A 14016-nucleotide genomic window follows, 5' to 3' on the forward strand; every position below is an offset into this window, starting at 1 on the left:
ATTTTCTGAAAGATATTCACCTGGCGAACGCCTTCGGCTGCGCTCTTCTAGACTCAATATAGAGTCGTAGAAAGAACCAAACACGTCGCTTTTGTGCAGATGAATCAAAGGCAGCGTGGCAAGCTGACTTTTATGCCCTTATAGAGGTGCGGCAAAGACCGCACTGGGCACAACAAGATGCCCGCCAAGGGTGCCCTGGCCAACGGCCTGAAATTGCCACGATACCGTGACGTGGTGTGAGTGCCGCAGCCGACACTTTCGGACGACCGACAACCATCTGGTTTGTCCGTGACCGTGAGGATTGCTGAATGCCTGATGAGATGTTGCACCTGCCCATGGTCAACAGCGTGCTGGAGCGCCATAAGGCCTCTGCGGGTGCACTGTTGCCCATCCTTCATGAGATTCAGGCGGGCATCGGTTACATCCCCGATGCCGCCATCCCCGAGATTGCCCACGCGCTCAATCAGAGTCAGGCCGAAGTTCGCGGGGTGATCAGCTTTTACCATGACTTCCGCACCGCGCCGCCGGCCCGGCATATCCTGCGTCTGTGTCGGGCGGAGTCGTGCAAGAGTCGCGGCGCCGAGCAGTTGGCCGCGCAATTGCGTGATCGCCTGCAATTGGACGATCACGGCAGCAGTGCCGACGGCAGCATCAGTTTGCGTCCGGTGTATTGCCTCGGGGCTTGTGCTTGCTCGCCGGCTCTGGAGCTGGATGGTCAGGTGCATGCGCGGCTCAGTGCCGAACGTCTCGATGCGTTGCTCGACGCTTGCCGGGAGGACGTATGAGCCTCTATCTATCCTGTGATTCGCTGGCCCGTGCCGTGGGTGCCGATGCGGTGGCGTCTGCCCTTGCCAGCCAGGACCTGCAACGCACCAGTTCTCGTGGCCTGTATTGGCTGGAACCCTTGCTGGAAGTGGACACCCCGCAAGGTCGGATCGGCTTTGGGCCGTTGACCACTGCCGATGTGCCGTCCGTGCTTGATGCGCTGCATGGTGATCCGTCCTCGCACCCACTGGCCTTGGGCCTGGTGGAAGAATTGCCTTATCTGAAGACCCAACAACGCCTGCTGTTCGCCCGCGCCGGCATCACCCGGCCGCTGTCGCTGGACGATTACCGGGCCCATGGCGGTTTCGAGGGTTTAACGAGGGCCGTGGCCGTTGGCGGTGAGCAAACCGCGACGGAGGTGTTCGATTCAGGCCTGCGTGGCCGTGGCGGCGCGGCGTTCCCCGCCGGGATCAAATGGCGCACGGTTCGCGCCACCCAGGCGGCGCAGAAATACATTGTGTGCAACGCCGATGAAGGCGACTCCGGCACCTTCGCCGATCGCATGTTGATGGAAGGCGACCCCTTCCTGCTGATCGAAGGCATGGCCATTGCCGGCATCACCGTCGGCGCCAGTTACGGCTACATCTATGTGCGCTCGGAATATCCACAGGCCGTCGCCACGCTGAACGAGGCGCTTGAGATTGCCCGGTCCAACGGTTACCTCGGCGCCAACGTCGGCGGCAGCGGTCAGGCCTTCGACATGGAAGTGCGCGTCGGAGCCGGCGCTTACATCTGCGGTGAAGAAACCGCCTTGCTGGACTCTCTGGAAGGCAAGCGCGGGATCGTCCGCGCCAAGCCGCCGATCCCCGCATTGAAGGGGCTGTTCGGCCAACCGACGCTGGTGCACAACGTGCTGACTCTGGCCTCGGTGCCGCTGATTCTGGCCAAGGGTGCGCAGTTCTATCGCGATTACGGTATGGGCCGTTCCCTCGGCACGATGCCTTTCCAATTGGCGGGCAATATTCGTCACGGCGGTCTGGTGGAACGGGCCTTTGGCCTGACCCTGCGCGAACTGGTGGAAGACTACGGCGGTGGCACCGCCAGTGGCCGGCCGCTGAAAGCCGCGCAGGTCGGCGGTCCGCTCGGCGCTTGGGTGCCGCCGTCGCAATTTGACACGCCGCTGGATTACGAGGCCTTCGCCGGCATTGGCGCGATGCTGGGTCACGGTGGCGTGGTGGTCGCGGACGACAGCCTGGACATGGCGCAAATGGCGCGTTTCGCCCTGCAGTTCTGTGCCGAGGAATCCTGTGGCAAATGCACGCCTTGCCGTATCGGCTCGACCCGGGGCGTTGAGGTGATTGACCGTCTGTTGGCCGCGCCGGACCAGAGCGGTCGCGATGAGCAGTTGATCATCCTCAAGGACCTGTGCGACACGATGCAATACGGTTCGCTGTGCGCCTTGGGCGGCATGGCCCCCTTTCCGGTGGTCAGCGCCCTCAAGTACTTCCCCGCCGACTTCGGTCTGCAATCTTCGGAGGCCGACCAATGATCACTCTCTTCGACCCGAACACCGATATCGATCTTGGAACGCCGGCCCGGGACAGCGACGTACAGGTCACGCTGAACATCGACGGCCGCAGCATCAGCGTGCCCGAAGGCACTTCGGTGATGCGCGCCGCCGCGCTGCTCGGCACCACCATTCCGAAACTGTGTGCCACCGACAGCCTCGAAGCCTTCGGCTCGTGCCGCATGTGCCTGGTGGAGATCGACGGCATGCGCGGTTACCCGGCGTCTTGCACCACGCCAGTCACTGAAGGCATGAGCGTGCACACCCAGACGCCAAAACTCGCGACGCTGCGGCGCAATGTCATGGAGTTGTACATCTCCGATCACCCACTGGACTGCCTGACTTGCTCGGCCAACGGCAACTGCGAACTGCAAACCGTCGCCGGCCAGGTCGGCCTGCGTGAAGTGCGTTACGGCTATGAAGGCGAGAACCATCTGGCTGACGTGAAGGACACCTCCAACCCCTACTTCGACTACGACCCGAGCAAGTGCATCGTCTGCAACCGCTGCGTGCGCGCCTGCGAAGAAACCCAGGGCACGTTTGCCCTGACCATCACCGGGCGCGGGTTTGAATCCCGGGTCGCGGCGGCCGGTGGCGATAACTTCCTCGACTCGGAATGCGTGTCCTGCGGTGCCTGTGTGCAGGCCTGCCCTACCGCGACCCTGATGGAAAAAAGCGTGGTCGAACTGGGTCAGCCTGAGCGCAGCGTGATCACCACTTGCGCTTACTGCGGTGTGGGCTGCTCGTTCCGCGCCGAGATGAAAGGCGACCAACTGGTGCGCATGGTTCCCGACAAGAACGGCCAGGCCAACCACGGCCACTCCTGCGTCAAAGGGCGCTTTGCCTGGGGCTACGCGACCCACCCGGATCGCATCACCAAACCGATGATCCGCCAGCACATCAACGACCCGTGGCAGGAAGTCAGCTGGGATGAAGCGGTGACTTACGCCGCCAGCGAATTCCGCCGGCTGCAGCAAAAATATGGCCGCGACTCCATCGGTGGCATCACCTCCAGTCGCTGCACCAACGAAGAAACCTACCTCGTCCAAAAACTGGTGCGCGCCGCGTTCGGCAACAACAACGTCGACACCTGTGCGCGGGTCTGCCACTCGCCGACTGGTTATGGCCTGAAACAGACACTGGGCGAATCTGCCGGCACCCAGAGTTTCGACTCGGTGATGCAGGCCGACGTGATCCTGGTGATGGGCGCCAACCCCAGCGACGCCCACCCGGTGTTCGCCTCCCAACTCAAACGCCGCCTGCGTGAAGGTGCGCGACTGATCGTCATCGACCCACGCCGTATTGATCTGGTGGACTCGGTGCATGCCCGCGCCGAACTGCACCTGGCCCTGCGCCCGGGCACCAACGTCGCCATGCTCAATGCGTTGGCCCACGTTATCGTCACCGAAGGCTTGCTCGACCAGGCCTTTATCGACGCCCGTTGCGAGGGCAGCGATTTCGCCCGCTGGAGCGAGTTCGTCAGCCGTGCGGAACACTCGCCGGAAGTGCTCGGCGACATTTGCGGCGTAGACGCTGCCGACATCCGTGCCGCCTCCCGTCTGTACGCGGGCGCCGGCAATGCGGCGATCTACTACGGCCTTGGCATCACCGAGCACAGCCAGGGCAGCACCGCGGTCATGGGCATCGCCAACCTCGCCATGGCCACCGGCAACATCGGCCGCGAAGGCGTGGGCGTGAACCCGCTGCGTGGGCAGAACAACGTCCAGGGCTCCTGCGACATGGGTTCGTTCCCCCACGAGCTGCCCGGCTACCGGCACATCTCCAACGAAGTGGTACGGGCGCAGTTCGAACAGGCCTGGAATGTCACCTTGCAACCTGATCCGGGCCTGCGTATCCCGAATATGTTCGAGTCGGCCCTGGCTGGCAGTTTCAAGGGTTTGTATTGCCAGGGCGAAGACATCGCCCAGAGCGACCCGAATACCCAGCACGTCACCGCGGCGCTGTCGGCCATGGAGTGCGTGGTGGTGCAGGACATTTTCCTCAACGAAACCGCCCGGTTCGCCCACGTGTTCCTGCCGGGCAGTTCGTTCTTGGAAAAAGACGGCACCTTCACCAACGCCGAGCGGCGCATCTCACGGGTGCGCAAGGTCATGGAGCCGCTGGGCGGCAAGGCTGACTGGGAAGGCACGGTGGCCTTGGCCAACGCCTTGGGCTACCCGATGAACTACAAACATCCGTCAGAAATCATGGACGAAATCGCCAGCCTGACGCCGACCTTCACCAACGTCAGCTACGCCGCACTGGACAGCCACGGCAGCCTGCAATGGCCGTGCAACGCCGCGGCGCCGGACGGCACGCCGACCATGCACATCGAGGAATTCGTGCGCGGCAAAGGGCGCTTCATGCTCACCGGGTACGTGCCCACCGAGGAGAAGGTCAACAATCGTTACCCGCTGCTGCTGACCACCGGGCGCATCCTCAGTCAGTACAACGTCGGTGCTCAGACCCGGCGAACCGAAAACGTCGCCTGGCACGACGAGGACCGCCTGGAAATCCACCCGACCGATGCCGAGAGCCGTGGCATCAACGAAGGCGACTGGGTCGGTATCGGCAGCCGCGCCGGCCAGACCGTGCTGCGTGCGCGGGTCACTGAACGGGTCGCGCCGGGCGTGGTGTACACCACCTTCCACTTCCCGGAATCGGGGGCCAACGTGATCACCACCGACAACTCCGACTGGGCCACCAACTGTCCGGAGTACAAGGTCACCGCCGTGGAAGTCAGCCGCGTCTACCACCCTTCCGAGTGGCAAAAACGCTATCAGGCCTTCAGTGATGAACAGGACCGTCTGCTCAAGGAACGCCGGCATGCCCGTGGCGCTAAAGCGGAGGTGCGCCGATGAGTACGCAGAACCTGATCAAGATGGTCAATCAGATCGCCCTGTACTTCGCCACCGACCCCGACCCGCAACAGGCCGTGCTCGGTGTGCGTAATCATCTGCAGATGTACTGGACGCCAAGCATGCGCAAGGAATTGCTGGCCTGGCAAACAGAGCATCATGGGGCGGACTTGCATCCGCTGGCGCAAGCGGCGGTCAGTGGCGCAGGTTGGGAGGCCTAAGCTCACACGAACTTGAGACTAGCTAAAAACCTGTGGGAGCGAGCCTGCTCGCGATGAGGCCAGTACATTCAGCATCAATATTGACTGAACTGACGCTATCGCGAGCAGGCTCGCTCCCACATGGGATGTGTGTGTTCAGAGTAGATGCTTGGAAATCAGTTTCGAAATTTCCACCATCGATGTCTTCCCGGTGAATTCAAACTTCACCTTTCCCAGCGATGAAAAATAAATCTCCAACTCGGAATCCAGGTCAAACGTCCCGGACGTTTCCACCGAGTACGCCACGATGTTTTTATACGGCAACGAGGTGAAGTCTTTCTTGCTGCCGGTGAGGCCCTGGACGTTGACCGCGATGATTCGCTTGTTGGTAAACACCACCCCGTCGCGCATGGATTTATAGGCGTCGATGACCTGCTCCCCTTCCAGCAGCAACGCAGTGACGCGTTCGGCGTATTCGTCGTTTTGCTTGAGTTTGAAGAAGCCTTTGTTGTTGAAATCAATCATCTGTCATTCCCTGTTTTTCAAATGAACGTCTAGGCCGGATGCACGGGCAACACCACCAACGCCTCCAGCCCGCCCTTCGACCGATTACGCAGTTTCAATTCCCCGCCATGCTCCAACACTATCGCCCGCGCCGCCGATAATCCCAACCCCACACCGCCGGTGCTTTTGTTGCGCGATCCTTCCATGCGAAAGAACGGCACAAACACTTGTTCAAGGCTGGCCTCAGGAATACCCGGCCCACGGTCCAGTACTTTGATCCGCACTTCCCCAGCATCGGCAATCAGCTCAATCGCTGGCTCACTGCCGTACTTGATCGCGTTATCCAGCAGGTTGGTCATCACCCGCTTAAGCCCCAACGGTCGCCCGAAATACACCCACCGCGTCGGCCCGACGTAGGCCATCTCAACCCCCTGATCCCGATAATCATCCAGCAAGGTTTGCAGCAGTTCAGCCAGATCAAACTGGGTCGCCGGTTCAAGCCGCGCATCATCCCGGAAGAACTCCAGCGCCGAGTTGATCATCGCCTGCATTTCATCCACATCACGAAACAGCCGCTGCTGTTGCTCGCTGTCTTCGATGAATTCCCCGCGCAAACGCATCCGCGTCAGGGGCGCGCGCAGGTCGTGGGAAATGGCCGCGAGCATTTGCGTGCGGTCGCGGATGAAGTGTTGCAGCTGGGCCTGCATGGCGTTGAAGGCGAGGATGGCCTGGCGGATTTCTTGAGGGCCTAGTGGCTCGATAGGCGGGGCGCGGAAGTCCACGCCGAAGCGTCGGGCGCCTTCGGCGAAGTGTTGCAAGGGTGTGGCGAGGCGACGGGTGGCGATCAGTGTGACGAGGGTGGTTGAGATGAGTACCAGCAAGATGACGATCAGGTAGCGTGGCGTGTCGTCGAGGCCCCAATTGCGCGAGTGTGCGGCGAACATCAGCCAAGAGGCGTCCGGAAGCTCGATCAGCAGCGCGTAATGCGCGTCCGCCGAGTTTTCCGTCCAGTCAGCCGGCTCATAGACCTGAATACGACCGGCGAACTTAAGCAACGGATGCAGGATGGTCGAGCCGATTTCGGAATCCAGGTCCTCCACCGTTGGCAGATTGAGCTCACGTCGATCAAGGTGCCAACTGACGATGAAGCCCTCATCGCTGACGGCGTGCGCCAGTTGGCTGCGCAGTGGCGCCGGGGCGGCCTGGATGATGCGAGTGATGGCGGCCATTTTGTCCAGCAGCCCGGTTTCCGTCAGCGGCGGGCGCGCCCACACCCCGGCCAGTTGGATAAACAGTCCGTTGAGCGCCAGTGAAATAAGCATGGCCAGGATGATGGTCAAGGCGATCCAGCGCGCCACCGTGTCACGGCGAATCCGCTTCAACCAGCTCATCGCCGGGTCACGCTGGGGGTGAATAGATAACCGCCATTGCGCACCGTGCGAATCATCGCTGGGCGTTTGGTGTCGGATTCGAGTTTGCGTCGCAGGCGGCTGACTTGCACATCGATGCTGCGATCAAACGCGTCATGGCAATGCCCGCGCGCCAGGTCCAGCAACTGTTCGCGGGTGAGGATCCGCTGGGGATGTTCGACGAAGACCAGCAGCAAATCGAATTCGCCAGCCGAAAGCGGGATCATCACGTTGTCCGGCGAGCGCAGTTCACGGCGGGTGACGTCGAGGTGCCAGTCGGCGAAGTCGATCAGCGGCCGTGGGCGCTCCTGCACGACCGGGCGGCGTTCGTCCACGCGCCGCAGCACGGCGCGCACCCGGGCCAGCAGCTCGCGGGCGTCGAAGGGTTTGGTCAGGTAATCATCGGCGCCGAGTTCGAGGCCGACGACCCGGTCGCTGAGTTCGCCCATGGCGGTCAGCATGATCACCGGCATGGCATAGCGAATCCGCAGTTGCTGACACAGGATCAATCCGCTGTCCCCCGGCAACATCACGTCAAGAATGATCAGGTCCGGCGGCTGGCGCTCGATGGCTGCCCACAGCGACGCGCCGTCGGTGGCGACCTCGACGCTGTAGCCGTGCTGCACGAAGAATTTTTTCAGCAGATCGAGGACTTCAAGGTCGTCGTCCACAATTAAAAGGCTGTTCACCGAAGGTCACTTAAGGGGCCGAATGGAACCGCCATCTAAAACCATTCACGGCAGCGCGTCATATATTTCAATCCTGCAATAAAACATCAGCGCCGCAATAAAGCAGACATCTTTGTGCAAGGCCTGGGGCTCAGCCTCTCGGCGAATTCCTCCCGAGACTTGCGTCCATGTTGCCTTTCAAATGTGCTCCCTGGCTGACCCGCAACACGTCGATGGCCGTGCTGGCCGCCGGGTTGGCGGGTTGCAGCAGCCAACCGCCTGCGACCGCCAACGTGACTTGTGCCGAAATCAGCTATTCGGTGTACGACCCGGCGGAACCGTTCAACCGTGGTGTCTTCGCCTTCAATCGGGTGGCCGATGACTATGCCCTGGCGCCGGTCGCCCGTGGCTATCGCTACTTGCCGGACTTTTTCCAGATAGGTGTGCATAACTTTGTGGCGAACTTTGGCGAGCCCAAGGTCTTTATCAATGACCTGCTGCAAGGCAACCCGATGCGCTCGGTCAACACGTTGGGACGTTTCGCGCTCAACACCACGGTGGGTGTGGTGGGCTTGATCGATGTGTCCGGCATGGCCGGCATCCCGCGTCACGACGCAGATTTCGGCCAGACTTTCGGGGTGTGGGGCATCGGCAACGGTCCGATCGTCGAGCTGCCCTTGCTCGGCACCTCGAACAGCCGCGATGCGGCCGGGCGGGTGCTCGGTTTTGTGGTCGACCCGTTTGGCAGCAACAGCGATACCGTGGACACGCTGTCCACGATCAACACGGTCGGCGGCATCGTCGATGGTCGAGCAGAAGCGTTACCACTGACCGACAGCCTGGAAAAACTGCCGGATTACTACAGCGCCTTGCGCAACGTGGTCGCCGAGCATCGAGCCGCTTATGTGGCGGATGGCAAGCAAGGCTCAGCGCAAGCAACCAAACCTCAATGCGAAGGAGCACCCGCCGATGGTTTCTGAAAGCAATCATTTAACACTGCAACAGCGAGTGACACGGCACGACGGGGCTAATGTGCACTGCCGGGAAATCACCCTGCGCCTGTCACCGGACTGCCGCCAACTGGTGCTCAGCCGCTACACCGAAAACTACGGCCCGGCGGTGGTGCGCTGGATCGAGCGCAGTCATACGGTGTCGCTGAGCGAGCTGTTTCGCTGGCTGGTGGCCAATGGGGAAACCAGTGTCATGAGAGCGGACAGCCTTTCGCGGCCTTGAGGGTCGCGCCTCTTGCTTCAACTCCAAGCCACTGATTTGCTATCGTGCACGCCGTCGCTTCACCTCAAAGAACAATGGACGCCATTGTTAACAAGGAAGAATGAATGGTACTCGTCGCAATGTTGGTGTTCTTGGCTGCATCAGCGGGAAGTTGGTTCTGGATCGTCAGGAACCGTGGCAGCTTCAATCTGTGGTTCGCCAACCTGGCAGGTGCTCTGGCCAGTTTCATGATCGGGGTTGTCGTGCTGATTTTTATTAGCCCCGATGATCCAGAAACGCGGGCGCCGGCCTACTTTCTTTATTCGTTCATGACGATCATCGGCGTCTTCATCGGCACCTGGCTCTTCGTAGCCGCCAGGTTCAAGCAGGATGAGTATCCGGTTGGCCGTCATTTGATTGCTGGAACCTGCAGTCTGGTGACGGCATTCCTCACGTTGGTGTTGTGGGCAGTGATCTTTCCGCCCAAATGACGACCACCCGGCGCTGCGTGACAGCTTCAGCTGCAAGCCAGTGGCTATCAGACATCCTGGGCGCTGGCTGCGCTATCATCGCGCGCTCTGTGCACCAAGAGTCTTGAACCTGCATGCCCATGTCTTCGCCATTCCCCGACAGTCATCGCTCTCTGCCACCGGTCCTCGCCGGCCCGCTGTTACGGCGTCTGGAGCCCTCCCGCCTGGTGCTCTGGCTGGTGGGAACCCGGGCCTTGTCGCTGACCTTGCGCCTGCAAGGTGTCGGCGACATTCGCCTCGATGCCGGGCAATGCACGGTCATCCCGGTGGGCAAGCATGCCTTCGTTCACCTGATCGATGTGCCGCTGACAACCGCCCTGCCCTGCGACACCCTGATCGACTATGACCTGCTGATTGATGACGCATTGGAAGGCATCGCCGACTGGGCGCCTCATTTGCTGTACGGCGAAGCGCGTTGCCCGAATTTTGTCTTGCGTTCGCGCATCGATCAGTTGCTGCACGGTTCCTGCCGTAAACCTCACCACCCGGCAGCCGACGGTTTGCTGTGCGTGGATCGTTTTCTGGCGACAGCGCACTCCGCGACAGAGCGCCCGGCCTTGCTGATGATGAGCGGCGATCAGGTGTACGCCGACGATGTTGCCGGCCCGATGTTGCGAGCAATCCATGCCCTGATCACACAACTGGGGCTGTTCGAAGAACACCTCGAAGGCGCGGTGGTCAGCGACAGCGCCAAACTCTACGAACACCCTGCCAGTTATTACCACCGTGCGGATTTATTACCGGCGCTTGAGAGCAACAAAACCCTGCGCGAGCGATTTTTCGGCGGGGCGCGCAAGCCGATTTTCACCAGCAGCAGTGCCGACAACCATCTGGTGACATTCGCCGAAGTCATGGCCATGTACCTGCTGGTCTGGTCGCCGACACCCTGGACGCTGATCGCGCCACAACCACCGACGCTGACGCCTGAAAGACGCAAACGTTATGCCCTTGAACAGACGCGCATTGATGACTTCAAGGTGGGCCTGGGGGGTGTCGCGCGGGCGATGGCGCATCTGCCGTGCCTGATGATTTTTGACGACCATGACATTACCGATGACTGGAATCTGTCTGCGCAATGGGAAGAAACGGCCTACGGCCATCCGTTCTCCAAGCGCATCATCGGCAACGCGCTGCTCGCCTACATGCTGTGCCAGGGCTGGGGCAACAACCCGGATGCGTTCGGCGATGTGCTGGAAAAAGCCCGATTGTTGAGTGCCACGGGGCACGACGATTATCTCGACAGCGACGTCCAGGACTCTCTGATCGATGAGTTGCTCGGCTTTCAACACTGGCATTACGTGCTGCCGACCACTCCGGCGCTGGTGGTCATCGACACCCGCACCCGACGCTGGCGCAGCGAGATGAATCTCAAGCAACCCTCGGGTCTGCTGGACTGGGAAGCGCTCAGCGAACTGCAACAGGAACTGCTCGATCACCCGTCGGCGATCATCGTTTCGCCGGCACCGATCTTCGGCGTCAAACTGATCGAAAGCGTGCAACGCGTCTTCAGCTGGTGCGGTTATCCCCTGCTGGTCGACGCGGAAAACTGGATGGCCCATCGCGGCGCCGCCCAGGTGATCCTGAACATTTTCCGACACTCGCGCACACCGGGTAACTACGTGGTGCTGTCAGGTGATGTGCATTATTCCTTCGTCTACGAAGTACTGATCCGACACCGCAAGGCAGGTCCGAGGATCTGGCAGATCACCAGCAGCGGCATCAAAAACGAATTCCCGCCCGCGCTGCTCGAATGGTTCGACCGCCTCAACCGCTGGCTCTACTCGCCGCGCTCGCCGCTCAACTGGCTGACCAAACGCCGCCGCATGCGCATCATCCCGCACACCCCTGAACATGCCGAAGCGGGTGAACGGTTGTGGAATTCGGCAGGGATCGGCCAAGTGTTCTTCAATGAAAAGGGACAGCCGCAGGACATCTATCAGCACAACTCAAACGGTGCGCCGAAGACGCGGATGATTGCACCTGACAATGACGACTGAACGTGTGAGCCACCATGAACCTCACCCGAACCCTAATCATCGGCAACTCTGGCGCTGGCAAAAGTTGGCTGGCTAAACGACTGGCCGAACACCTTCATGCGCCGTGGACCGATCTTGATCGGGTTCACTGGGTGTCGGATGAATGCAGCATCGCCCGACCTCGCTCCGAAGCATTGGGCATGGCGCGCGTGCTGGCCGATGAAGAACGCTGGGTGATTGAGGGTGTTTACGGCTGGATCGTCAGCGAACTGATCCACCGTGCGACAGTGCTTGTCTGGCTGTGTGTTGAAGACCAAACGTGCGTCGCTAATATCCGTCAGCGAGAAAACAGGCGGGACGATGACGAGTTGCTGATCGCGTTGCTGGAATGGGCCGGCAGTTATCGTGTTCGCGAAGACTCCAGTGGGTTTTCCGCGCACCGGCAATTGTTTGAAGGGTTCAGCGGTTCAAAAATCAGACTCATAAATCGAAGTGAAATCACGGCCTTCGCGAACACCTTTCGTGACTCATCTCATAGCGTTTAAAAAAGGATAGGTATGTTTGCACGGAGCAAGTTGGTGCCCGAACTGATGGTCACCGACATCAAGAAAAGCCTGCATTTCTGGACCTCGTTAATCGGTTTCGAGATCGCTTACGAGCGCCCGGAAGCGGGTTTCGCCTACCTCGATAACAACGGCGTGCAAATCATGCTGGAGCAATACGCGCCGGACGAAGGCCAGTGGATGACCGGAGCATTGCAAGCGCCGTTTGGCCGGGGCATCAACTTTCAGATCACCGTTGATCTCGTCGAGCCGATACTCCAACGATTGGCGGATGCTGAATGGCCGTTGTTTCGTCCCTGTGCCGATGTCTGGTATCGCGCTGATGCGGTGGAAGTTGGGCAACGTGAGTTTCTGGTACAGGATCCGGATGGGTATCTGGTTCGGTTGGTGGAGAGTTTGGGGGAGCGACGGTGTTTGTCAGGTTGTTGAGGTCGCAATGTACTAGATCTGTAGCGTGACGCGTGATCGTTCCCACGCGCGAGGGAACGATCCTTCCACTAGGCCGAGCTCACCGCCCGACAAACCCCTCTGACAATCATCTCCACTTCCCGCTCATCAATCGTCAGCGGTGGCAGCAGGCGGATGGTCTTGCCCCGTGTCACGTTGATCAGCAAGCCGTGGTCGCGTGCGGCGATCAGGGTCAGGTCGCGGATCGGTTGCTTGAGCTCGATGCCAATCATCAGGCCTTGGCCGCGAATCGCCAGGACGTTCGGGTCGTCTGACAGTTCGGCGCGCAGTCTTGTTAGCAGACGTTCGCCCTGAAGCCTGGCGTTTTCCAGCAGGCCTTGTTCTTCAATGATGTCCAGCACCGTGCAGCCGACCCGGCACGCCAGCGGGTTGCCGCCGAAGGTGCTGCCATGGCTGCCGGGGGTGAACAGGTCGGCGGCTTTGCCCCGGGCCAGGCAGGCGCCGATGGGGATGCCGTTGCCCAGACCCTTGGCGAGGGTCATGACGTCCGGGACGATGCCTTCGTGCTGGAAGGCGAACCACTGGCCGGTACGACCGATGCCGGTCTGGATTTCGTCGAGCATCATCAGCCAGCCGCGCCGGTTGCACAGTTCGCGCACGGCTTTCAAATAGCCGGCAGGCGCCAACTGGACGCCGCTTTCACCCTGAATCGGTTCCATCAGAATGGCCACGATGCGCGGGCCATGGGCTTGCCGCACCTTTTCCAGCGCGTTGAGGTCGCCGAAAGGCACTTTGACAAAGTCGCCGGGCAATTCATTGAACCCCAGGCGCACGGCCGGGCCGTCGCTGGCGGATAACGTGCCCAGCGTCCGGCCATGGAAGGCGTTTTCCATGACCACCACCAGCGGTTGCTCGACGCCTTTGTGCCAGCCATAAAGCCGCGCAAGTTTCAGCGCGGTTTCATTGGCTTCGGCACCGGAGTTGTTGAAGAACGCCCGCTCCATTCCCGATAACTTCGTCAGCTTCTGCGCCAACCGCTGCTGCCAGTCGATGCTGTAGAGGTTGGAGGTGTGCAACAGCAGCCCGGCCTGCTCGCTGATCGCCGACACGATTTTGGGATGAGAGTGGCCGACGTTGGTCACCGCCACACCCGCTACCGCATCCAGATACTCACGTCCCGCCTGATCCCAAAGTCGGGTGCCCAATCCTTTGCTGAAACTCAGGGCCAGGGGTTGGTAAGTGGTCATCAGGCAAGCGGCGGTCATGACATCAAGCTCCATCAATTGTCGGTGTTTTTGCAGTATGGTTAGCCACCTGAGCTGGATAAACGCTGCAACACTTCAATCATCTTAAAGC

14 protein-coding genes are annotated in these 14016 nt (G+C 60.7%); 10 read left to right on the top strand and 4 right to left on the bottom strand.

The annotated features are described in order from the left end of the window. The first annotated feature begins 308 nt into the window (after nucleotides 1-308). From ACA068_RS23980 to ACA068_RS23995, 4 genes are read left to right on the top strand one after another with little or no spacing between them, the layout of a single operon-like run. Nucleotides 309-785, top strand: a complete 477-nt coding sequence (locus ACA068_RS23980) for a formate dehydrogenase subunit gamma (protein ID WP_497305259.1) — start codon at nucleotides 309-311, stop codon at nucleotides 783-785. Then, entirely contained in the window at nucleotides 782-2314 is a 1533-nt protein-coding gene (locus tag ACA068_RS23985; protein ID WP_497305261.1) for a formate dehydrogenase beta subunit, read from the top strand. The genes ACA068_RS23980 and ACA068_RS23985 overlap by 4 nt, the downstream gene beginning before the upstream one ends. Next, nucleotides 2311-5193, top strand: coding sequence for a formate dehydrogenase subunit alpha (gene fdhF, locus ACA068_RS23990; protein ID WP_497305263.1), 2883 nt, complete (start codon nucleotides 2311-2313; stop codon nucleotides 5191-5193). The genes ACA068_RS23985 and fdhF overlap by 4 nt, the downstream gene beginning before the upstream one ends. Further along, complete coding sequence (locus tag ACA068_RS23995) at nucleotides 5190-5411, top strand: formate dehydrogenase subunit delta (RefSeq protein ID WP_497305264.1); 222 nt, start codon at nucleotides 5190-5192, stop codon at nucleotides 5409-5411. The genes fdhF and ACA068_RS23995 overlap by 4 nt, the downstream gene beginning before the upstream one ends. A gap of 135 nt (nucleotides 5412-5546) precedes the next feature. On the opposite strand, the gene ACA068_RS24000 is transcribed toward ACA068_RS23995, so the two are convergent. The 3 genes from ACA068_RS24000 to ACA068_RS24010 are packed head-to-tail and all read right to left on the bottom strand — an operon-like array spanning nucleotide 5547 to nucleotide 7992. Continuing rightward, on the bottom strand, nucleotides 5547-5915 hold the full coding sequence (locus ACA068_RS24000; RefSeq protein WP_497305266.1) for a PH domain-containing protein: 369 nt from the start codon (nucleotides 5913-5915) through the stop codon (nucleotides 5547-5549). Between the two features lie 29 nt (nucleotides 5916-5944). Continuing rightward, nucleotides 5945-7285, bottom strand: a complete 1341-nt coding sequence (locus ACA068_RS24005; protein ID WP_497305267.1) for a sensor histidine kinase — start codon at nucleotides 7283-7285, stop codon at nucleotides 5945-5947. Continuing rightward, entirely contained in the window at nucleotides 7282-7992 is a 711-nt protein-coding gene (locus ACA068_RS24010) for a response regulator (protein ID WP_094470782.1), read from the bottom strand. The genes ACA068_RS24005 and ACA068_RS24010 overlap by 4 nt, the downstream gene beginning before the upstream one ends. Before the next feature lie 167 nt (nucleotides 7993-8159). On the opposite strand from ACA068_RS24010, the gene ACA068_RS24015 reads away from it, so the two are divergent. The 6 genes from ACA068_RS24015 (at nucleotide 8160) to ACA068_RS24040 (ending at nucleotide 12681) form a co-directional block, all read left to right on the top strand. Then, complete coding sequence (locus ACA068_RS24015) at nucleotides 8160-8951, top strand: MlaA family lipoprotein (protein ID WP_497305269.1); 792 nt, start codon at nucleotides 8160-8162, stop codon at nucleotides 8949-8951. Continuing rightward, nucleotides 8941-9204, top strand: a complete 264-nt coding sequence (locus ACA068_RS24020; protein ID WP_497305271.1) for a hypothetical protein — start codon at nucleotides 8941-8943, stop codon at nucleotides 9202-9204. The genes ACA068_RS24015 and ACA068_RS24020 overlap by 11 nt, the downstream gene beginning before the upstream one ends. Nucleotides 9205-9308: 104 nt before the next feature. Then, nucleotides 9309-9674 carry a hypothetical protein gene (locus ACA068_RS24025; protein WP_497305273.1) on the top strand — a complete coding sequence of 122 codons (366 nt, stop codon included), beginning with the start codon at nucleotides 9309-9311 and terminating at the stop codon, nucleotides 9672-9674. Nucleotides 9675-9787: 113 nt separating this feature from the next. Next, entirely contained in the window at nucleotides 9788-11710 is a 1923-nt protein-coding gene (locus tag ACA068_RS24030; protein WP_497305275.1) for an alkaline phosphatase D family protein, read from the top strand. 14 nt (nucleotides 11711-11724) lie between these two features. Then, complete coding sequence (locus ACA068_RS24035) at nucleotides 11725-12234, top strand: P-loop NTPase family protein (protein ID WP_497305277.1); 510 nt, start codon at nucleotides 11725-11727, stop codon at nucleotides 12232-12234. Nucleotides 12235-12246: 12 nt separating this feature from the next. Beyond that, complete coding sequence (locus ACA068_RS24040; protein ID WP_497305278.1) at nucleotides 12247-12681, top strand: bleomycin resistance protein; 435 nt, start codon at nucleotides 12247-12249, stop codon at nucleotides 12679-12681. A gap of 68 nt (nucleotides 12682-12749) precedes the next feature. Here the strand turns inward: ACA068_RS24040 and ACA068_RS24045 are convergent, their stop codons facing one another. Then, nucleotides 12750-13925 (bottom strand): aspartate aminotransferase family protein, encoded by a 1176-nt coding sequence (locus ACA068_RS24045; RefSeq protein ID WP_497305280.1) that lies wholly within the window; start codon nucleotides 13923-13925, stop codon nucleotides 12750-12752. Between the last annotated feature and the right edge of the window lie 91 nt (nucleotides 13926-14016).

Source organism: Pseudomonas sp. LBUM1660 (assembly GCF_059695935.1).

What these genes read in the sequence shown, in the direction of transcription:
- ACA068_RS24045 (WP_497305280.1), bottom strand. Translation starts at nt 13,925, where the DNA reads ATGACCGCCGCTTGCCTGATGACCACTTACCAACCCCTGGCCCTGAGT.
- ACA068_RS23985 (WP_497305261.1), top strand. Translation starts at nt 782, where the DNA reads ATGAGCCTCTATCTATCCTGTGATTCGCTGGCCCGTGCCGTGGGTGCC.
- ACA068_RS24040 (WP_497305278.1), top strand. Translation starts at nt 12,247, where the DNA reads ATGTTTGCACGGAGCAAGTTGGTGCCCGAACTGATGGTCACCGACATC.
- ACA068_RS24035 (WP_497305277.1), top strand. Translation starts at nt 11,725, where the DNA reads ATGAACCTCACCCGAACCCTAATCATCGGCAACTCTGGCGCTGGCAAA.
- ACA068_RS23980 (WP_497305259.1), top strand. Translation starts at nt 309, where the DNA reads ATGCCTGATGAGATGTTGCACCTGCCCATGGTCAACAGCGTGCTGGAG.
- ACA068_RS24020 (WP_497305271.1), top strand. Translation starts at nt 8,941, where the DNA reads ATGGTTTCTGAAAGCAATCATTTAACACTGCAACAGCGAGTGACACGG.
- fdhF (WP_497305263.1), top strand. Translation starts at nt 2,311, where the DNA reads ATGATCACTCTCTTCGACCCGAACACCGATATCGATCTTGGAACGCCG.
- ACA068_RS24025 (WP_497305273.1), top strand. Translation starts at nt 9,309, where the DNA reads ATGGTACTCGTCGCAATGTTGGTGTTCTTGGCTGCATCAGCGGGAAGT.
- ACA068_RS24015 (WP_497305269.1), top strand. Translation starts at nt 8,160, where the DNA reads ATGTTGCCTTTCAAATGTGCTCCCTGGCTGACCCGCAACACGTCGATG.
- ACA068_RS24005 (WP_497305267.1), bottom strand. Translation starts at nt 7,285, where the DNA reads ATGAGCTGGTTGAAGCGGATTCGCCGTGACACGGTGGCGCGCTGGATC.
- ACA068_RS24030 (WP_497305275.1), top strand. Translation starts at nt 9,788, where the DNA reads ATGCCCATGTCTTCGCCATTCCCCGACAGTCATCGCTCTCTGCCACCG.
- ACA068_RS24000 (WP_497305266.1), bottom strand. Translation starts at nt 5,915, where the DNA reads ATGATTGATTTCAACAACAAAGGCTTCTTCAAACTCAAGCAAAACGAC.
- ACA068_RS23995 (WP_497305264.1), top strand. Translation starts at nt 5,190, where the DNA reads ATGAGTACGCAGAACCTGATCAAGATGGTCAATCAGATCGCCCTGTAC.